Annotated in this window: 16 protein-coding genes, 1 tRNA gene and 5 pseudogenes; 10 read left to right on the forward strand and 12 right to left on the reverse strand. The window is 32.1% G+C overall.

Annotation, left to right across the window (positions count from 1 at the left end; translation table 11 throughout):
- Positions 1-99 precede the first annotated feature (99 nt).
- From DJ93_RS34980 to DJ93_RS02065, 5 genes and pseudogenes are all read left to right on the forward strand, one after another.
- A pseudogene (locus DJ93_RS34980) lies at positions 100-204 on the forward strand (RNase A-like domain-containing protein); the annotation flags it as partial.
- Positions 204-838, forward strand: a pseudogene (locus DJ93_RS02050) (DUF817 domain-containing protein); the annotation flags it as partial. The pseudogenes DJ93_RS34980 and DJ93_RS02050, both read left to right, overlap by 1 nt.
- Before the next feature lie 302 nt (positions 839-1,140).
- Positions 1,141-1,521, forward strand: a complete 381-nt coding sequence (locus tag DJ93_RS02055; RefSeq protein ID WP_042978960.1) for a GntR family transcriptional regulator — start codon at positions 1,141-1,143, stop codon at positions 1,519-1,521.
- The gene (locus DJ93_RS02060) at positions 1,521-2,387 is read left to right on the forward strand and encodes an ABC transporter ATP-binding protein (RefSeq protein ID WP_042978961.1); all 867 of its coding nucleotides are present in this window, start codon (positions 1,521-1,523) and stop codon (positions 2,385-2,387) included. Before DJ93_RS02055 ends, DJ93_RS02060 begins: the two co-directional genes overlap by 1 nt.
- Positions 2,377-3,024 carry an ABC-2 transporter permease gene (locus DJ93_RS02065; protein WP_042978962.1) on the forward strand — a complete coding sequence of 216 codons (648 nt, stop codon included), beginning with the start codon at positions 2,377-2,379 and terminating at the stop codon, positions 3,022-3,024. Before DJ93_RS02060 ends, DJ93_RS02065 begins: the two co-directional genes overlap by 11 nt.
- A gap of 696 nt (positions 3,025-3,720) precedes the next feature.
- Here the strand turns inward: DJ93_RS02065 and DJ93_RS02070 are convergent.
- The gene (locus DJ93_RS02070; RefSeq protein ID WP_042978963.1) at positions 3,721-4,302 is read right to left on the reverse strand and encodes a TetR/AcrR family transcriptional regulator; all 582 of its coding nucleotides are present in this window, start codon (positions 4,300-4,302) and stop codon (positions 3,721-3,723) included.
- A gap of 252 nt (positions 4,303-4,554) precedes the next feature.
- Here DJ93_RS02070 and DJ93_RS02075 point away from each other — a divergent pair, with 252 nt between their 5' ends.
- On the forward strand, positions 4,555-5,802 hold the full coding sequence (locus tag DJ93_RS02075) for an MFS transporter (RefSeq protein ID WP_042978964.1): 1,248 nt from the start codon (positions 4,555-4,557) through the stop codon (positions 5,800-5,802).
- 442 nt (positions 5,803-6,244) lie between these two features.
- Here DJ93_RS02075 and DJ93_RS29900 read toward each other — a convergent pair.
- From DJ93_RS29900 to DJ93_RS02090, 4 genes and pseudogenes are all read right to left on the reverse strand, one after another.
- A pseudogene (locus tag DJ93_RS29900) lies at positions 6,245-6,349 on the reverse strand (YigZ family protein); the annotation flags it as partial.
- An 83-nt stretch (positions 6,350-6,432) separates the two neighbouring features.
- Positions 6,433-7,653, reverse strand: coding sequence for an aspartate aminotransferase family protein (locus DJ93_RS02080; RefSeq protein ID WP_042978965.1), 1,221 nt, complete (start codon positions 7,651-7,653; stop codon positions 6,433-6,435).
- A 163-nt stretch (positions 7,654-7,816) separates the two neighbouring features.
- Positions 7,817-8,147: pseudogene (locus DJ93_RS34595) on the reverse strand (D-alanine--D-alanine ligase); the annotation flags it as partial.
- A 634-nt stretch (positions 8,148-8,781) separates the two neighbouring features.
- Positions 8,782-10,422: a family 14 glycosylhydrolase gene (locus tag DJ93_RS02090; RefSeq protein WP_042978966.1), complete on the reverse strand. Its 1,641-nt coding sequence runs from the start codon at positions 10,420-10,422 to the stop codon at positions 8,782-8,784.
- Positions 10,423-11,081: 659 nt separating this feature from the next.
- On the opposite strand from DJ93_RS02090, the pseudogene DJ93_RS02095 reads away from it, so the two are divergent.
- Positions 11,082-11,417 (forward strand): annotated as a pseudogene (locus DJ93_RS02095) (DDE-type integrase/transposase/recombinase); the annotation flags it as partial.
- Positions 11,418-11,489: 72 nt separating this feature from the next.
- Here DJ93_RS02095 and DJ93_RS02100 read toward each other — a convergent pair.
- The 3 genes from DJ93_RS02100 to DJ93_RS02110 form a co-directional block, all read right to left on the reverse strand.
- A complete protein-coding gene (locus DJ93_RS02100; protein ID WP_042978967.1) occupies positions 11,490-12,641 on the reverse strand; it encodes a cysteine desulfurase family protein in 1,152 nt (383 codons plus the stop codon).
- Between the two features lie 17 nt (positions 12,642-12,658).
- Entirely contained in the window at positions 12,659-13,552 is an 894-nt protein-coding gene (locus DJ93_RS02105; protein ID WP_241484244.1) for an LPD16 domain-containing protein, read from the reverse strand.
- Between the two features lie 21 nt (positions 13,553-13,573).
- Positions 13,574-13,647, reverse strand: a tRNA-Cys gene (locus tag DJ93_RS02110).
- Positions 13,648-14,107: 460 nt separating this feature from the next.
- Between DJ93_RS02110 and DJ93_RS02115 the strand changes: the two genes are divergently transcribed.
- Positions 14,108-15,070, forward strand: coding sequence for a DMT family transporter (locus tag DJ93_RS02115; RefSeq protein ID WP_042978968.1), 963 nt, complete (start codon positions 14,108-14,110; stop codon positions 15,068-15,070).
- A gap of 416 nt (positions 15,071-15,486) precedes the next feature.
- Here DJ93_RS02115 and DJ93_RS02120 read toward each other — a convergent pair whose 3' ends face one another.
- Together DJ93_RS02120 and DJ93_RS02125 are read right to left on the reverse strand one after the other, a co-directional pair.
- On the reverse strand, positions 15,487-15,942 hold the full coding sequence (locus DJ93_RS02120) for a GNAT family N-acetyltransferase (RefSeq protein ID WP_042978969.1): 456 nt from the start codon (positions 15,940-15,942) through the stop codon (positions 15,487-15,489).
- A 484-nt stretch (positions 15,943-16,426) separates the two neighbouring features.
- On the reverse strand, positions 16,427-17,680 hold the full coding sequence (locus DJ93_RS02125; RefSeq protein ID WP_042978970.1) for an MDR family MFS transporter: 1,254 nt from the start codon (positions 17,678-17,680) through the stop codon (positions 16,427-16,429).
- Positions 17,681-17,782: 102 nt separating this feature from the next.
- On the opposite strand from DJ93_RS02125, the gene DJ93_RS02130 reads away from it, so the two are divergent.
- Complete coding sequence (locus DJ93_RS02130; RefSeq protein ID WP_042978971.1) at positions 17,783-19,429, forward strand: ABC transporter substrate-binding protein; 1,647 nt, start codon at positions 17,783-17,785, stop codon at positions 19,427-19,429.
- A 217-nt stretch (positions 19,430-19,646) separates the two neighbouring features.
- Positions 19,647-19,847, forward strand: coding sequence for a hypothetical protein (locus tag DJ93_RS33590; RefSeq protein ID WP_042978972.1), 201 nt, complete (start codon positions 19,647-19,649; stop codon positions 19,845-19,847).
- A gap of 659 nt (positions 19,848-20,506) precedes the next feature.
- Here the strand turns inward: DJ93_RS33590 and DJ93_RS02140 are convergent.
- Positions 20,507-20,788: a hypothetical protein gene (locus DJ93_RS02140; protein ID WP_042978973.1), complete on the reverse strand. Its 282-nt coding sequence runs from the start codon at positions 20,786-20,788 to the stop codon at positions 20,507-20,509.
- 31 nt (positions 20,789-20,819) lie between these two features.
- A complete protein-coding gene (locus DJ93_RS02145) occupies positions 20,820-21,461 on the reverse strand; it encodes an ATP-binding cassette domain-containing protein (RefSeq protein ID WP_042978974.1) in 642 nt (213 codons plus the stop codon).
- Between the last annotated feature and the right edge of the window lie 16 nt (positions 21,462-21,477).

Consider the following 21,477-nt stretch of genomic DNA (forward strand, 5'->3'; position numbering starts at 1 on the left):
CAAATAAAAATATTACATTAATTAATGGTGATTCGTTGATCAATATGATGGATTCAAAATCAGACGTAATATAACAAGCCACTTCTACAAAACCATTTTATAAAAGGAGGTCGTGAAGCTCTTGGTGATGAGATAGAAGGATTTTTAGATTCAGCCATCCATCCAATAGATACATTTAATAACACAATTGAAGCTGTTTCACACAATTCTACATGTACAAAACTGGCCTTGAGACGAAAGATGAACTTAAAGTAATTACTGTTTTTCATTTAATCGGGCTTTTACTAGAAATATATAAAGTGTATTTTGGATCATGGAGTTATCCTGAGGAAGCCTATTCAAAAATTTTAGGCGTTCCCCTTTACAGCAGTTTTATGTATACGAGTGTTGCAAGTTACATATGCCAAGCGTGGAGAAGATTACATTTACAAATGCATAATTGGCCTAAAGACGTATAGACGATACCGCTTGGGGCTATGATTTACTTCAATTTTTTCATACATCATTTCCTATATGATTTTCGGTGGGTGCTCACTTTACTTTTATTTATTGTTTTCTTTCGTACATTTGTAGTATTTTCATTGCAAGAAGTTACTTATAAAATGCCTCTCGTGCTTTCATTTTTCCTTATTGGATTCTTATTTGGATTGCAGAAAACACCGCTACCTTCTTCGGAGCATGGCAATATCCAAATCAACGAGAGGTATGGAATCTCGTTCATCTCAGCAAAATTAGCTCATGGTTTTTACTTGTTGTTATTAGCATCATGATTGTTGTACAACTCAAACATTTGAAACAGTCAAAAAACGATATTGATGACGCAAAAATACATACTTAACGCGAAAGAAACAGCCAACTCCTTAAAGTTGGCTGTTTCTTTATTCAAAAATCACAAAAATTTGTTATCAATGTTTTTATTTGTTTTTTCTGCTACTCTTTTTAATTAAAAGAAAAAACATCGAAAGTAATTAATACAAAAATTTTGTCATGTATTTTTCTTAATTACTATTTTTGACATTTTTGTGATTTTTATAACAAGGTACCTTGTTAATCCATTTTCAATATTTTATAATGTTAACTGTATATGGTGTGTATGTTGTGCATTATATACATTCACACTTATCAGTAGAGAGGTTTTTTATGAAAATAATTTTAAATAACGCATCAAATCAACCTTTATATCAGCAAATAAAGGAACAAATTAAAGAATCTATATTTAACAATGAATTGACGGAAGGCGAACAATTACCATCAATCCGTGTGCTAGCTAACGATTTACATGTTAGTGTACTAACCACAAAAAGGGTCTATGCAGAACTAGAAGCTGAAGGTTTTATCGTTACAAGGGTTGGAAAAGGTACTTATGTAGCACCTACAAACTTAGAATTATTAATGGAATCTAAGCGTCACATGGTGGAGACTAAGCTAACAGAAGTATGTCAAATGGCCCGAAGGATTGGCATCCGTACCGAGGAGCTTCATTTGATGCTAGATTTAATTTTAGAGGAGGAGAATGAATAATGAATACAGTATTAGAAGTGAAAAATCTAAATAAAAATTACGATAATTTTTCATTAAAAGATGTTACATTTTCACTTGAGCAGGACTGTATAACTGGTTTTATTGGTACGAACGGTTCTGGGAAAACCACTACTATTAAAGCTATCCTTGGACTTGTACTGAAGGATTCGGGAAAAATTAATTTTTTAGGAAAAGATATGGATAAACATGAGAGAAAATCCAAAAACAAAATTGGTATCGTACTAGATGAGGGATATTTTTATGATGAATTAACATTGAAAGAAATGAAAAACGTGATTGCCCCTTCCTATACTGACTGGGATGAATCGGTTTTCTTAGCTTATATTAAAAAGTTCAATCTACATCTAGGACAAAAAATTGCAACACTCTCCAAAGGAATGAGGATGAAATTTGCAGTTGCTTTGGCTTTATCTCATCATGCAGACCTATTGATAATGGATGAACCAACAAGTGGGCTTGATCCATTGGTACGAAGCGAACTAATGGATATTCTTCTAAATTTTATGAAAGAACCAGGGAAAAGCGTCTTTTTTTCTACACATATTACCTCAGATTTAGATAAAATTGCGGATATGATTATTTTAATAGATAATGGCAAAATTTTAGTTAATGAAGAAAAAGATGTGCTAGTAGAAACACACGCATTGGTAAAAGGTGATAATCGATTGATTAATGAACAAACAAAAAAACTATTTTTGAATTTGAACCAGACTAACTATGGTTTTAAAGGAATTACTCATAAAATAGATGATGTACGTCGGCTTATGCCTGATATATTAATGGAAAGACCGACTATAGAAGATATAATGCTTTCTTACATTGGGGGAAACAACTATGTTAATTAATCTTGTTGTCAAAGACATAATGTTAATCAAAAAGTATTTTTTTATTTTTCTCGGTTTTGCTGCCATCGCCCCTTTTTATCTTTCTACTCGATTGCAATTAAACGATGGTGGGCTTGTTAGTTTTCTTTTAACAGTAATTCTAATGGAGTATATTTTGTTTGGTACATTATCCAAATTTGAAAATCAATACAAAGGGGCAGCTTTACTTTGTGCAACGCCATACACTAGAAGCGCTTTTGTAAAAGCAAAATATCTCTTTTTATTTGTAGTTTTTCTTTGTGCCTCCGTCATTCGTATAGTAATTTCAGTTATCATGCCGTCTGGTATTGAAAAACTTAGTGTAAACGCTCTTGGAATAACGTTTTTAATTGTTAGTATTTTATTTGGGATACTACTCCCTGTTCAATTCAAATTTGGTTATGATAAGACAAAAATTATTTCTCTTATTATTGCCTTTCTGATACCTTTTATAGCTCCTACTCTTATAAAAGAGATTCAACTGATCCATATGGATTTTACAATTACCCTACCATTCCCATCAATTATTATGACATGGATACCTTGTTTCATTTCAATCGTTATCGGTCTTATATCAATGGTAATATCACTGAAAATATATGCAAAAAAAGATTTATAATTATGATAGGGATGGTTTAAAAAGATATATATTCTATAGTCAGTTCAATTTAACCATCCCTGTTAAATTTTAAGTATCCCCTAGAACATACTCCTATTTTAATTAAGTACCTTCTATTGCTATTAAAATACAAAAAATCTCCAAATCATTAGTCTCTCTTTTCATTAGTAGTTGAGTAAAACCTTAATTATACAAACCACTTCAAAAAGGCGATTTTCATCGGAATTATTAGCCGAACTCCTTTTGTACAAAGACAAGAAATTCTATTGAACTCCCCCCACTTCCCACCTCACTTCCTATTTTTTGTTTTCCACGTACTTTTCACGACATTCATGAGAACGATATCAGAATGTACCAAAATAATACTTCTCTCGTAAACATTTCTGCTTTTTTGTCGAAAGTCCTCTGTCCCTTTCAAAAATATATACATATGGAGAGATTTTTATGATGAAACAATTCGTATATGTAAGAATGCTGCACCATTTTCCTTCTATAGAAATGAACTGATACCGATACCTCATACTAACTCTTCAACAAGAAGAAACTTTAGGCTTTTGCCTAACCCCCATTCATCTCCCACCTACTCATTGGACCATGTCCTACCCATTCCTTGAGGTGGGAGTTTTCTGTCGGAAAATGGTAAAATCGATTGCGGTTGTAATTAACATGGTTGTTAGAAATGAAATTTCGCTGAATTTATTTTAATAATGATAATATCACGGCTACAGAATTATCTACAAATGAGCGCTCTGGACGAGATTTCATCAACACTGTAAGTCCAATTAATGAAGTGACTAGCGTCTGTGCTAACGCTTTAGCATTCAGATCATTTTGAATTTCTCCTGTCTGAACACCCTGGACAATTAATTCTTGAAATATGACCGAAAGGTACATCTGATGCTCCCTCGTCAAAATTTCAAATTTTTCATTTTGAGAGGAAAGTTCTACCATTGTGTTAATGCAAAAACACCCCTTACCCGGACTTTCTTTATATTCCTCTTCTACTAGACCTTCAAAAAAAGTACGAATTGCTTCCTTTACAGATAGGTTGTTTTGAAGTTTTGTTCGAATGCTGGAAGCATGTAACTTTGTATATCTTCGCAATGCAGCTTCAAACAACCCTTCTTTGTCACCAAAAGCTGCGTATAGGCTTGGTCGTTGTATCCCCATTTTGGCAGTTAGGTCACTTAATGAAGTAGCTGAATACCCTTTCTCCCAAAAAAGCTGCATAGCAGCATCTAAGGCTTTTTCTTCATCAAACTCACGTAATCGAGCCATAATAATTCTTTCCCTCCCTTATCATTTTTTCAAATTTTGATTATAAATAATTCATTTTACATACCGTTCAGTACATTATAATCTTATTTAACTAATGAGATTATGTCAAATTATAATGGTTCACAAGAATAAAAATAAAATTTTTATCTAAATACATTGACATTACTACCTTATACTGATTATATTTTACTTACAATAATTATGTACCGTTCAGTATATTATTCTGAGGAGTACAAAAAGGGGATGAAAATTATGAATGGTAAAGAAGAAATAACAACTACCCTTAATCAGCATAACGGTCAATTACTATCACGCTTCAGTACAACGATGTCTCGCTATATGGCTCTATTATTTGCAATAGCCTGCGGGATGGCCGTTGCGAATATATACTTCGCTCATCCGTTACTTGATGCAATATCAAACGAATTTAAGATTGATCATTCAACTATTGGAATTGTTATTACAATCACTCAAATCTGTTATGCACTTGGGTTGCTCTTACTAGTTCCGCTTGGTGATCTCTTAAATCCTCGACGACTCATTATTGGTCAAATGCTCCTATCAGTTGTCGCTTTAATTATTATTGGTTTTGCTCCCACAAGTACAATACTTTTTATAGGTATGGCTATAGTGGGAATCCTTGCAACTGTTACACAGACACTCGTCGCATATGCATCAACATTGTCTAACCCTACAGAACGTGGACGTATAGTAGGTTTTGTTACAAGCGGTGTTGTAATAGGAATTCTCCTTGCGCGAACATTTGCTGGAATATTGACCGACCTGAGTGGATGGCGTTCAGTTTACCTTACTTCTGCTGCACTTATGCTCCTCATAGTCGGTTTACTATACCGAAAATTACCTGATTTAGGACACAAACAAACGGCTATGTCTTATCCCAAGTTGTTGCGTTCTGTCCTCTTGTTATTCGTACAGGAAAGGATCTTACGTATCCGAGGAATATTAGCATTACTAATTTTCACTTCCTTTAGTATGCTATGGACTTCATTAGTGTTACCTCTTAGTACTGCACCATATCACCTCTCACATACTGCTATTGGAGCATTTGGCTTCGCTGGAGTTGCAGGAGCATTAGCTGCTACTAGGGCTGGGCGTCTGGCAGATCGAGGATTAGGACAACGAACAACTGGCATAGCTCTGTTTTTATTATTCATATCATGGTTCCTAATTCGATTAATTAATTACTCTCTATTACCATTAGTTATTGGTGTTATCCTTCTTGATTTAGCTGTGCAAGCTGTACATGTCACCAACCAAAGTATGATTTTTACAGTACGTCCCGAAGCAAGAAGTCGACTTACTGCTAGTTACATGATTTTTTATTCGATTGGTAGTGCAACCGGTGCAATTATTTCAACCAATATTTATGTGAATTATGGATGGAATGGAGTATGTCTATTAGGTGCATTCATTAGTGCTTTTGCTCTTTTATTTTGGGCAGTAACCTTCCATCTGTCAAAGCAGGATAGAGGAGAATAATTTTTAATTTTATATTATTTTAAAAAGAGCATGATCAACTTGCTAAGATGTTGCGGGATAAACAAAGTTTCTGTAGTACTTTAAGAAAAGAATCCACATTTTCATATTGAAAAATGTAGTTGATTTCAAAGGGGGGTATTCTTACGGAATCATTTATTTTTGATCATTAAAAATTTAATAAAATAAATGTGAAGTTTTCGAAATTCCATATAAAACAACATACGCAGATTTAATATCAAGGTTAATAGAATCAAATCTATTGACCTTAATATCAGAAAAAATAGACAAAGCATGTTTTGAACAATCTTTTTTCAAAACATGCTTACATTTAATTTATCAGATTAAATTCTTTATGAAAAAGTTTAATAATTTGTCCATTCCTCTTATTTCACTATCGCATCTTTTAATTTAAGAAAAAATCCTATCTTGTCTAATGTATATAGTCAGCTTCTGTTTTCGTTAGGCTTGCATAGCAAATGAATTGTGATTTTTCAATAACAATTTTGTGCTCACCGTAGCTTTTTATTGTTAAATATTCTAATAGCAATGGTTTACGCCCCTATCTTTCAAAATCACTTGCATTAATGTTCTTAGAGGAAATGTATTGTTAAAAAGAAAAGAAAACATATATTACAGACCACTTGCCAAGGCGCCTAAGTGAGAGATACAGGAAATAAACCGATTAATAAATTCATCAATTTCTTCTTTTGTAATAATATACGGCGGAAGTAGACGAATGATATTCCCTTGTGTAACATCAACTAACATTCCTTTATCCAATAACTCTAGCTGCAGTTTTTTTACGTTTTTATTCGTATCATTCATACTGATTCCAAACATCATCCCACAGTGACGTACTTCTTTAATGAGATAAGAATTTTCCTTCTGAATTTCTTGAAGTTTGTCGTTTAAATATAGTGATGTTTCATATGATTCTCGCATTAAACCATCATCAATTAATGTTTTTAATACAGTTAATCCTAAAGCTGTACCGATTGGTGAATGAGCAAATGTTGTTCCATGATCTCCCGGTGAAAATGTATTACATAATCGTGGACCTACTATTATTCCTCCTAACGGTATCCCGCCCCCTGCTCCTTTACCAAATTGAATAATATCAGGTGTAATATCAAAATGCTGATAAGCAAACAATTTTCCAGTTCTGCCCATGCCACTTTGTACTTCATCAACAATAAGAAGTATATTATACTTTTCACACAGAAACTGAACCCCTTTTAAATATTCACTTGATAAAGGATATATTCCACCACTTCCTAATACAGGCTCTAACATAATAGCAATCGGTTTTTCCTTAATTATCGTTTCTTCTAGTTCTTCTAGATTTTCTCGTTCCACTTCATATACAGGAATAGAAGTTTGAGGGAAATTTTGATATATACTTTCTTGTCTCGTAAAATGAAGAGCCCCTAATGTTCGTCCGTGGAAACTGTCTTTAAGTACAATTACTCCCTCACGTTCTTCGTTTGTTGCATTTCTATACTTGTCGATTAATTTCAAAGTTGTTTCTGTAGCCTCAGTACCAGAGTTTGTATAAAAGACTTTACCATTTTCCAAAGAATAATCGACTAATTTCTTTGCATATTCAATAGCAACTGGATTTAAAAAATGAAAAGGAAGATGTAAACATCTTTCCACTTGTTCTAAAGTGGCTTGCAAAATATTAGGATGATTGTAACCTAATATATTCACTCCTACACCGGAAAATAAATCTAGATATTCTTTACCATTCACATCATAAAGTTTACACCCTTCTCCCCTTTCTATAGCAACCGTTGTACGACAATACGTAGGCATTATATATTCTTTATCTAATTGAAACCAATTGGTCATCAAAAATTCCTCCTAGCTGTAGTCACATTAACTTAGTACTGTTTCATATCTTCATAGATTATTAAAAATAAAAACGAGAATACACTATACGCAAAATCTATTTATATAAATAATAATGTAAAAAGATTTTAATACTCTATCAGAAACCTTCCCTCCTCCTAACCTATAAGGAAGTTTCAATAATCACCAGTAGTTTACTGAAGGTAATTCCCATCGCATGAGCGCTTTTGGGCAGCAAGCTATCTTTGGTCACTTCTAGTAATGTATTAACTTCTATAACATATGAAGTTCCATCCTTTAAAATCATATCGCCTCTAGCATACACATTGCATTTTAATGCTAGAGACATTGTCATCTCGGTAACACGTTCATGTATCCTAACAGGAAGTTTTACAACTTCTTTTATCATACTTCGCATTATAATCGAAAAGTCGAACCGTATGTTTACTAGAAATAGTCGGTAGTATTCCATCAAAAATAGAACATGTAATTTGCGCTTTTCGTTATCATTTTTTCATAATTCCATCTATTTCAAAAGGTCCACGACATATGAATTTTCTTTAACTAGTGGTATGTTCATACAACTTTACTATCCATTCAGTGATACATCTTAATCTCCTTTATCTTTCAAGCCAATATGAATTCGTTTTTTGTAATGTATTATAAGTTTAAACAAAAAACGCTATTCTCTTTTGTAGAAATATACAGAAGGGATGGCGTTTTTACTATGAACGTATCGATTTCTAATGACTATACTTGTTTTCTAAAAAATTGCAACGATGTATGTCACCGCATTTTTTGGAGTCATTTGTTGACCAATTCGTTACTCCCTTTCCAAAGATACACATGTAAGTATTCAAAATCACCCCCATAATGAATAAACCATGCCCCCAACAAAAAACACTAAACCTAAAGCTAAAACGATAAAAGCGAGTATTCCATTTTTATTATTTTCCATAAAATTGTCTCCTTGTAATTTTATATTTGCTTTATTTTTTATACTAAAAAACCTTTAGTCGTAATTATGGCTAAAGGTTTCGATTCTCATACTTCTCAGTTTATAAAAATTTCATATTCTCTATTTTAATACATTCATCAAAAGCTGATTGGAATTTTTCTGGTTCTTCATTACCACCAACTTGTATATACTGTGGAATTCGGTGGTACCGGAGTCCAATTTTGTTGATTTTGTTGCCATGTTTTAACCAATCCCTCTGTATTTTTGATGAATGCCTTAAATTGAACATTCCTTTGGGCTGGTAAAACAACATTCCCTCTCCAGTCGTTACTTAAAGCATCATAAGATAATCGAATTGGATATTGCCTAGTATCCCACTGTCCTAATTCCGCGCGATCTCCTGAAATATAAACTGTATCCCCCATTGTCGTAGGAGCATTTTTCACAACAATAGTTTGTACGATAGGATTCACTCCTAATAAGTCCTTAAATTTTCCCATTAATGAATTATTATATATGACATCTTGGTAACGAAGTAGCGTAAATCCAGCGAAATTATAATTAAAGGCCATTTCTGCAACTCGTTTGTACTCCGCTTCATTTCCAATACTTAGAGCGTTCTCTCCATTTAATACAATTCCCTTTTCATTGGCTAGCTTTGCAATTTCTTGTACCAATGTTTTTGGCATCGAATATTCTGGATAACCACCTTTGTCTGTCATCTCTAAACAAGTAAATGTTAAGTCTAAATTTGCACTTTTGAAAGCATCTAATAAACGACTATAATCATTATACCCTGCTGGTTTTTCAGCTCCATGAGGTATATTAGGGTTGTTGTATTGCCAATGTACTCCGGCTACTTTTGCACCAATCGGCACGTTGAAAGTTTTATCAAACGCGTTATGTGCCAATTCGCCAATTAATTTTGTATGACTTTCCAATACCCCCTGATACCACTCTAAATAGTCTTTTCCGTATGAAGATTTATAGCCATTCATAAGAAACTGTTCTCCATCACTAGGCGGTAGAATCTCTAAAACCGAAGTAAGTTTTGTACCCCATGCTTGATTCACTCCTGCTAGAGAGTTGTATTTATTTAATGCCCAGGAACGAAATTTTGATTTTGCGAATTCTGTATATGCTTGGAACTTTCCACGTGATGGATAACCAGTTCCATCAGCAGATGTATAAGAAGGATATCGCATCTCACCAGCTGGTCCCCCGGATAAATAAATTTTTGCAATCACATCTTTATACGGTTCCATTGCTGCTGCAAATGCTGTGTATAATTCGCTATATTCCTTTTGGATCACATCAGAAGCTAGTGGATTTAATGTTTCTTTATTAATGTTTCCTGTCTCAGATTTAAAATACAAACTGTCATCTGATTTTTGCTTCCAAACCCACGAGGGAATTGGTACATTACAATCATCGCCAACGTTCCCACCGCACTGATGGGTAGAAAGAATGGGAACCATCTTCATGCCCGCATTTTTTACAGATTGAGCAAAACGCTGTGCATACGAAAAATCAAATTGCTGATCTCCTTCCTTTTCCATATCTCCCCACCAAAAATCAACAGTAATTGCATAAAAGCCATTTTGCTTTGCCCACCGCAAGTCATTTTCAAACGTTTCCCAATTCGTCACTTCTGGAATTTTCTTTAACGGTGCCATTATATATGCTTTGTAATCTCGATTCATTGCCTTCCCATTTACAGCTGCAAAACTTGCTTGAGGGAATAAAAATGATACACATAACACAATTACAAATACGATAACCATACTAAAATGTTGAAACTGTCTCTTCATCTCTTCTCTCCATTTCACTTTATTAATTTATTAAAACCTTTATGTATCCGTTTTCATTATAAAACAAATAAAGCAATCGTTTGCATGAAATAATGCATATTTTAAAAATTTTATTACATACTACCTATTTTCACATAAAGTGACGCTTTGATTAGTGAGGGTTTTCTCATCACTAAATATATAAAATTGAAAAGCGTCCCAAAAGGTGTACCTTTTGGTGTAAGATGTAACTTCTTAATTACGCTTATGCCACCTTTTCGAAGAGATTAGAAAAAATACCCAAATTAATACAAACATTAAAAAACTACTTAGTAGAATGAAACTTTCACAAATATAAAGAGCGCCCTTATTTGTTTATATCAAATAAAAGACCGAAATCAAGCTGAGTGAGTGACTGAATGAAAGATACAAGTTGTAGAAAGTTTTTTAATGATAAGGGCAGCCAATCCGCTATAGCGAAGAAATACGCGCTTCAAAAACCCTTATTAGTATGAGATCTTCCCAATATGTTGGTGATATCCAAAATAAGACGCTAAACCGATCACGGCAGCGCCTGAAATAGCAATTATAAATTTAATCAAAAATGATTTCCCCTTATATTTACTTACTTCTTTGTTTCCAAACCCCATTCTTCTTATGATAATTATCCTTGCTAGTATAGTATTTCTTACGTTTCTAAACCTCAGATGATGACATTAGATAAGAACCCTGCTTCTCCTGTAGCGATATAAGAATTGAAAGAAGAGAACCATATGTCCGAAAGTATACAACTAAATACAACGAAATATCTTAATAATAAAACTCAACAATGTTATAGTTTTATCAAAAAACGTGTGCGTTCTATGTTGGGATTTAAGTCGTATAAAACAACAACTTCTATATTGAGTGGTGTGGAAACCATGCATATGATAAAAAAGGGACAAAGTGATGTAAAGAATCAGTCTGCCCGAAAACAAAAAGAGCTCACTCACCGAGTGTTTGAACTTATAGCATAAAATACGATTATGTTAGGAATATACGATTATCTATGTTCTTTGTCATATATTTGCACCAGAACCCTATTTTTATTAAAAACCTTGTTTCACACAATAAATATCTTTAATTTTAGCTACAATCTCATCAACAGCGTATAAGATTTTTTCTTCGCTTATATATGGACTAATTGATATACGAATAGAACTATTCGCTTCTTCTTTAGATAATCCAATCTTTTGTAATACATACGATGGTTCTAAACTATTTGAATTACAAGCAGATCCGGAAGAGATAGAAACAGTTCTCATACCCGCTATAAGTGTTTCTGAACTAATGTTTGGAATCATTATATTTATGATATGAGGGATGCTATTTTCCATGCAAACATTTACGCGAGAGAAAGGTATTTCTTGTTGGATTCGATTTACGACAAGTGTCCTTAATTTCATTGCTTTTTTATAATTCTCTTCTAGTTCTAATATAGCTATATCACTAGCTACGCCCATACCAGCTATTAGTGAAGTTGGTAATGTCCCACTGCGCAAATATGTTTGTTCACCACCAAATAATAAAGGACGGAAATATTCCTGTTTTTGCTGGTTTACATATAAAATGCCTATACCTTTTGGGCCATAAATTTTATGTCCCGATAATGATAAAGCATCTATATCCAATTCTTTCACATCTATTGGTATTTTTCCAAAGGCTTGAACAGCATCTACATGTATCAATGTTCTATACTTTCTACATAAAGCAGAGATCTCATTAATAGGTTGAATCGTCCCAATTTCAGAATTAACATACGCAAAACTAACAACCCTTGTATCATCATCTAACAAAGACCTCAATGAATCTAAGCAAATGGTTCCATCACGGTTAATATCCACATATTTTACGATGATACCTCTTCTTTGTAACTCTTTTCCAACCTCTAAAATCGATTTATGGTCTATAGGAGAGAGAATTACATTTACGGGTTCTTTTTCATGATAATCAATTGCTCCTAACAACGCCAGGTTGTTACTTTCTGTTGCACCCGAAGTAAATATAATTTCTTCTTTCTGAGCCCCAATAGAAACAGCAATTTTACTCTGCGCTTGATACACCGCATACTGTGCCTTTTTTCCCATTACATGCTGAGACGATGGATTTGCAAATTCTGTTTTCATGTATTTCTCTACCACTTCAATTACTTTATTATGACAAGGAGTAGTAGCAGCATAATCCAAGTAAACCTGCTTCATAAACATTGCCCCCTTTATTACGAAGAATAGACAGAGAAATTAACGGTTTTTTCATAGATTTCTTCTTTTGACATTTCACCGCTTCCTCCTGGATCTGCCACGATAACTTTCATACCAGTTAAATTATAAAGATTAAGGGCAATTTCAATACCGGTACGTACTGGTTGGTAACACTCTCCAGGTGCGAATAATAACAAGGATCTATAACCTGCCTTATGTACCTCCGCAATCATTTCTGTAATTTCTCCTGCACACCCAGTTACACCACAACTAATTAGCGTTTTATAATTTCCATCCTCATCTACAAACGATACTTCGGATTGGTTTTCTCGATCATTTAGCATTCTTTTTTCTAACTTTCCTTCTTTTACTAACTTACTAGCGCTCTTTTGAAATCGATATTTAAGCCAAGTTTCAGGGAAAAAAATCGAATTTTTTCTGCTAGACAAAATACTTTCATGATTAAAGTACTTACTCTGCTCTAAACTTGTCATGTAAGCCTCTGGAATTTCTGTATATCTCTCATAAAATTCTTTGCGAAGATCACTAACATTTGCGTTAGTAGACGGTACATATTGCCAATCATTAATTAATAACAGGAATTTAATATCTTTAAACTGTTCATAAAATTGTTCGCCTAATTGAATTCCCATATTCCAAGTGTATAAAGGGAATATACCTACTCTACGTGAAATCCTCTCTTTCATTACATCCGTTTTCTGTTCTTCGATAATTCCAGGAGTTAAGTTATTTGTTTCTTCATTAAAAAAGAGCATAAAATGCCCTGACATAATTACTAATTCTTCATGATCAGTATTTTTTAATTCTGCACTGATTAACTTCATCATCTCTTCTTCTGATGCAACTAATTGATGAATTCCTTTCTTTTTTACATTCATTGAATTCGACATATGTTACCCCCTTAAAATGTATGGAGGCAGTGCTTGGATTTGAACCAAGGAATTAGGTTTTGCAGACCTATGCCTTACCACTTGGCTACACTGCCATCATATAGAGCTTAGATGAAATTTGAAATTTGTTTATCACGTTGTTCATAGTATCATCCCTAAAAAATAACAGTCAACAATATTCTGAATATAATTATTTTTCTCAACATCGAAATTAATCCCTAGAAAGTTTATTGAAAATATAAGCATTCAAATAAAATAAAGCAATATTCAAGTTATCTTGAAATAATAGTGTTATTGAAACGGGAAGAAACATAACTAGAAAATATTTTTTTAAATTTATAGGTGAGTATTCTGTATAAATTTCTCAAAAAATAATCAATTTTTTATTTTGCAAATATAAGATACGGTATGCTATTGTTAGTTATGATTTTTAGAAATCCTTGTTTTCTAAAAGCACCAACTCCCTATAAACGAGGTTACACCATTAAAAGATACGTAATAACAAGCAATACTCTAACTATTCATACTAACAATCTAGTGAGAAAGGAATTCCTTATGTCCAAACAAAGAATTGCTTATATTCAAATGTCATTTGCAATGATTGCAATTGGAAGTTTTGTTATTGTTAATAAATACATTATTAAAGAACTTCCTATTTTTATTGCTTCTGAACTTCGATTATTAATTGCTTCCTTAATACTACTTCCTTTATTTTTATATAAAGGTGAAAAAATGCCTAAACTCGTAAAAAAGGATTACATCATATTTTTTCTTCAAAGTTTCATAGGTGTATTTTTATTTAGTGTTTGCACATTATATGGTTTAAGACAAACAACAGCTTTAGATAGCGGTATTATTATGAGTGGTACGCCTGCAATCATGGCTTTAATCTCTTATTTTTTTCTAAAAGAGAAATTAGGAATGAATAAAATAGGAGGGATCCTTTTAACCATTCTAGGTACATTGTCTATTAATGTTTTTGGCCAACTTTTAAATTTTAATGTAGGCTCACATTCATTAATAGGAAATATGTTGATCTTCTGCGCTGTTATTGGAGAAGCGATTTTCTTTTCCTTTGGCAAATTAATTTCTACACCTTTAAGACCTTTAACGATGACAACAATTATGAGTTTGACAGGCGCGGTACTATTTTTACCTTCTGCAATATATCAATCCTTACATTTTAACTTTTTTACCGTATCTCCATTGGTGTGGTTACTCGTACTCTATACAGGAGTTGTAATTACTGTATTAGCGGTTCTATTAATGAATCAGGGGTTAGAAGTAGTCTCAGCGGGGACAGCAGCAGTATTTACCGCTTTAATGCCTATAAGCACTGTAGTTTTATCTGCCTTCATATTACATGAACCTCTTTTCTGGTATCATATTACCGGCATGCTATTGGTTATTGGAGGAATTTTTGTTATTACTAACTCTTCAAGTGAAAATACAGTTACAAGTAATAACACATTTCAAAAAAGGAGAAATAAAAATATGAGTTCTGATGCAAATAGCTAAAGAATATTACAAGATTTTTTCAGGTATGGCAACATTGCCATCAAGCTAATATTTGTTTTTCTATGAACTTCCGTTCTTGTTGTCTACATGCTTGATATTTTGTTTATTTGTTTTCTAAAATTCGCATACCAAATAAACCTTGATAAGGTGTATTTTTAAAGATTATTATAGATTTAAAATAGAGTTTGATCATTTATAACTTATCAAGACATAAATCTTAAAAGGTCATAAAATGTAAAGGGTGATACATATTAGTCATATTTAGGTTGTAGAGACTAAAGTTAATAACGAAAAGGCAGGGACATATTAAATATGTCCCTGCCTTTTCGTTATTATAGACTTGAAATAAGTTTTGATTACATAAACCCTATAAAACTTGATAAAAACGTGAATAAAAAAACATTCTCGTAATATCGTTATGATTTAGTTGTCATACTAATTGAACGTGGATAGAATCCCAACTTCTGATAAAACGATACAACTTCATTCCCGTACACTACTGTTAATTCAATTTCATATATTTGCTTTTCTTTAAACCATTCCACTGCACTATTCATTAATTTCAAACCCAATCCGTTTCTTCGATATTTTTCATCAACAAATAGAACCTCGATCTTCCCACTTACTTTTTTACTATATGCTATACAAAATCCTAATATATTGTCTGTTTCTGACTCAATCAATAATTCAATTCTGTATTCTCCATACTTTGAATTTCTTCTATATTCTTCAATACGTTCCTCAAATGTAATTCTTGGATAATCACCAGAAAAAAATTTTGATTTACTGTTATGGTATTCATGCAATTTATCTAATGAGTTTCTTATTATCTCTATTTCATCGAGAGTGATATGTTTATTAATAATTCCCATACTTCAACATCTCCAATAATATATATTTAAGCATAAGTATAGCGTAATTCTTTATTAAACTAAAATTATTGTTTCTTTGAGTTCCTCGAAGTCTATCGACTTCGAGGAAAGCCTCCCACTGTGGGCTTTCCCCCAAAAATAAACTAACGTTCTGATCAATATTTATATATTAAACTATTAATACCAAATTTTAAATCTTCATTTATACATTCAATTATAAAAATAAAAAAGGATAATTAACCCTCATAATAAACTGATTATCCTATAAATTATTATCTAAATTTAATCATGTATAATATGTATCACCCTGAGTTTATACTTCAATACAGAATATGTAAGAAAATATTGTTCTTACATGGTAGCTTAAAAAGGGTTAATCTTATATGATAAATTTCATAGAATTTAATTGTAAAGTGATTTTCCACATCTTTTGTCCTCTTTGCCCCTATTAAACCCTTTCGTTTACAACTATTAAAGCAAAATATTATGATGACATTTTATTCAATATTTCTTTAGACTGAATATTGTTTCTGACGAATAGTCCAGTGTATAAGAGGAATGTACCGATTATTACAATGATCCCAATGTAAACAGACATCATGGTAGGAATCAAGAATGCACCAACGATAATAGTCATTCTTGCAATCAAATCCGCGCCAATATATGATAGACCAGCTAAAGCTGAATACGATCCTCTTTTATCAGCCGGAATCATATTAGCCTGTTCTGCATTTCTGACCGGAGAGTAGACAAGTTCACCAACGGTAGCAATAAAATTAAAAATAATCAGTACGTACCAAGTCTTTGCAGATGTTACTGTTATATAGCCTATACCATAGAGCACAAGACCTAAGAGTAACGCTTTCTTTCCGCTTAAACGATCTGTAAATTTATTTACAATGAACGTTAAACATACTACTAAAAGCATATTTTGTATGTTAAGAATACTCAACATCCTTACTCCTGCTATTTCAAAATTCCCAACGTTCACTGTATCGAATGTTTCTGAAAGTCGTATACCAATATAACTGTTTAAAGAAAACTCTGCTGCAAATATACAGGTAGATCCTATTACAACTCTTAAAAATGCCCCATCTTGAATAGCCACTTTATAGTTTTGAATTAGATCAAATACTATATTTTCATGCTCCTTTTCTAAGAGCTCTTTACCTTCTGTAACTAGCCAAATTTTATAAGCAATCGGTAACATAGCAGAAACAAAAGTTAGCATGATAAACAACTCTTTTTGATGATTCATGTATAAAAATCCACCTAATGCTGCACCAATTGCCATAGAAAGATTCATAAGCCAATAGTCAATTGTATAAACAGCCTTTCGATTTTCTGGTGTAGTAGAGTCTATGATAATAGCTTGCATGGATGGGCGACCAAGACTGCTAGATATTAAAAAACCGACATAAGCGATTGCAAATAACCAAATCATCTTATCTGTAGTAAATAAACTTAAGGTCATGAATAAAAACATTACAGTACTAGTAAAAGAAGTTAACAATAAGATTCTCTTCCGTTGAAAGCGATCTGAAATGTAACCTCCAATTAAATTTGAGAAAAAACTTAAAATAACCGTTAAGATTAAAAATAATCCGGCCCATACTTTATTTATTTCTTGAGCAAAAAACAATGCCATAAAAGGCATTACTGCTGATGTAACAGCACGATTAAAAAATGATGTAATTAAGCGTACTTTTATATTTTGCTCAAAGTCTTTCCAATTCATAGTATCTCCTCCTTTTATCTAATGTTATATTAAACTAGACTTACTAAATGAAAAATGGACATATTCAGAAAAATATGTCCACTTATTGAAGGAGATAGGAAATTGGATAAAAATTTATTGGATTTATGGCAATCATTTTCTTCAGGAAATATAAAAATAAAGGACCTAGCAGATTTTTTAAATTTAAGTACAAAGCAAACAGTACGTTACTTACACAAATGGATGGACGAAGGTTGGCTAATTTTCACTTCTGGAAAAGGCAGAGGAAATACCTCCTCTCTTCAATGGATTAAAAATATAGAACAAATCTATGAATCACAAGTAATTGAAATTATGGACCAACAGCCTGTTGAAAAAAGCAGTAAATATTTACTATATAATTGGTCCCCGAACAGTAAACTACGCTTAATGACGAAATTCCACTCAAAATTTGGCTATATACATAATTCGGATGATAAATTAATTATTCCTAAAAGAAACCCCTTTTTAACAACACATCCGCTCGAGGCTGCCGATGTACACAGTGCACATATTGTAGCGAACGTTTTCAATCGTCTTGTTTATATGGATGAAAAGGGAAACATATTTCCTGAAATAGCTCACAGTTGGGATTTAACTCCATCTAAACTTAGACTATATTTAAAAAAGTCCATAAAATTTCATGATGGATCCATCTTAACAGCGGCTGACGTGAAACTATGTCTCTCAAAACTACGTAATCATAACTATTATAAAGATTTATGGGCACCCATAGAAAAAATAGATATTGTATCACCATTAGTTATCGATATACATTATCCGGATGGTTGTAGCTATTGTTTACAAATGTTATGTATGATAAATACAAGCATTTACAAAGAAAATAACGGTCTAATTGTAGGAACCGGTGGTTTTTATATAGGAGAGAATAACCAAGAAAAGACATCATTGATAGCATTTCATGATCATTTTCAGGAAAGACCTTTGCTAGATACAGTAGAATTCATTCAGGTTCCTCTAGAATTTGATACGATTTATCAATCTTCCAAGCACCATGAAAACAATTCTACGTTTCAAGTAGAAAAGAATTCGGGCTTCGGTGTTATTATTATGAATGCTTGGCGTAATTCAGCAATTCAGCGAAGAGATGTTCGTAATTACTTACATTATATTATTGCTAACAATATTAATCATATTCACGAATATGATTCTCAAAAAAAACCAAATACTAAAAATTGCTTGAAAGACATCGATCATCAAATCGATATTCCAAAAAGAAAACGTCCCAAATTTAAAGAACCACTTATTATAAAAGCTACTCAGTATACAGAAAAAACAACACAATGGTTAATGGATGTCTTAGAAAAAGAAAATATACCTTTTCTAGTTAAATGGGTTCCTTTCGAAAAATATCTTAGAGATGAAAAACTTAATGAACAAGTTGATTTCTTTATTCATGGTGAAGTATTTGAGATGAATCAAGAGATATCATTTTATTATTTTCTAACGACTAGATATTCACCGTTGGCTAAGATTGTAAAAACAAATAAGCTATTAAAAAAATACCTTGCTACATACAAGCATACACCTTTTGAAGAGTGGGCTTTATTAAATAAAAATCTTGAAAAAGAACTGATAGATTCCTCAATTATGATCCCTATATACTATGATAAACGTCAGATTCCTTTTTCATCAGATTTAACGAATATTAAGATGAAATATTTTGGATATGTGGATTTTTCTCAACTTTGGGTAAAACCTTTAATTTAGAAGTTACAAGAAATCTTATACACTTGTAATGACTATCACCCTATTTACTTCTCCTGATACTAAAGGTAAGATTGCATTCCACAATCTTACCTTTTCTATTTTTAGTTTTTTAGAAATATGGCAACATCGCTATCAAGCTAACAAAACAAAATACCCCCTAAAATGAAAAAATACGCCATTCTTTCTGTAGAATCATAAGAAAGGATGGCGTTTTTGTATGTCTATTTCTGTATCTGATGAATTACAACTATTTGCTCCAGAAATTCCAAGCTTCTTATCTCCAAATATCTTACGAGGTTTTGCTAGAAAGGTAGCTCAAGAATTAATACAATTACTAAAAGAAACATCTATAGAGAATCCAGATGTTAAAGAGGATGCTTTAGATTTTGTTGAAGAAGTAGTTCAAAAGGTAGAATAAGGTGAAGCTGTAAAGCCCGCTCTCCTTAGACGAACAAAAGCATCTTTAACTGACATTAATTCAATGGTTGATGCTGGCTCCCAAGTTGCGACGAAGATTGGTCAATTCATTAGTATAATGAGCGGATTAATTTCATAATTGTCATTTATTAACGAATTCTTTTTTATTGCTAAAAATTAAAAAACTCGATTCTAGTACAAATATATATAATTTTAAAAAGCATCCATGATAGATGTTTTTTCTTTGCTATAAAATAATTATACAATTCTAAACATCACTTTTTAAAAAGATGCATCTATAAAAAGTAAAACTAAGTTTACATCTTTTTATAAATTGTAAAACATGTCGTTAAATATCCAAATAAAAGCCCAGTAATATCATGCAAACATACTAATATCATCGGGATTCATGAATTGCAGCAATTACTAGTAGTCGCATAATCTTTCCTCATACTTTCATGCCTCTGTTTATCTCTTAGGAAACTTTGCAACAGAATCACCTAAAAGAACAACCCCTTGATATGGATTTTAGTAAACATTACAAAGAAAGAGAAGAATGACAAACATTCTTCTCTTTCTTTGTAATTAAATTTAATAATATTATTAAATTTCCTAGTTATAATGTATGTAATGTGTCATATTATGGGATTAATAGTGCTATTACATTACTAAATATGAAACTAAAGCAACCAACATTAGTCCTGTTAAAAATAGCCGTCCCCAATTTAACCATATCGCCTGTTTTTCTTTAAATATCTTTCCAACAATCCATAAACATACAAAAAAGGTGAGTGCAACAATAAATTTATTATTATTTATGTTAAATAATTTAAAAAAGTAATCTCCAATGTACGTATTATCCCCAATTTTAATGCTTATTATTATACAAAGGTACATAATTAAACCTAACAAAATTCCTATTAATTGATTCAAATGATTCATTAAACTCTCATCCTTTTCTACAAACTAACCGTTAAAACCTATTAATTATGGTTCCATCTTCTAAGGTTAATCCTCTAGTTGCCAGCTTATCACTAATTTCAGGAAGGTGAGAAACGAATATTATAATTGCTCCTTCAGCCGCTTTTTGTTTCAACATTCTAATAGCGATTTCTTGAGAACTCTTGTCTAATGATGAAAATGGTTCATCTAATAATATAATTGGTGCGTTACGGGCAAAAACTGCGGACCAATACAATTTGTGCCGCATTCCTAAAGAATATTCTTGTACAAATTTTTGAAGTACATGTTTCACCTTAAATTCTTCTGTCATTTCCAAGAAAAATTTATGAAAATCACTTTCGGAGATGTCAAATAAAGTCTGTAAAAACTCTGCATTTTCTTCACCAGTTAAATAATCAAAAAGATAGGGCTCAGAAGGGATATAAATTAAATCTGTTAGTATTTCTTCTTTTGATCCCATTTTTTTTTGATTATAGTAAAGTTCATAATCAACTTCAATCAGCTGCGCAATTATACGTAATAATGTACTTTTTCCACAGCCATTAGATCCTTGGAGCCAGATAATATCTCCTGGTTTTGCAGAAAATGAAATATTCTGTAGCAATGGAATATTTTCTTCATATTGAAATTTTAAATTTTTTATCTCAAGCATAATGAAAACTCCTTTT

This window comes from Bacillus clarus (genome assembly GCF_000746925.1).
GTDB classification, from domain to species: Bacteria; Bacillota; Bacilli; order Bacillales; family Bacillaceae_G; genus Bacillus_A; species Bacillus_A clarus.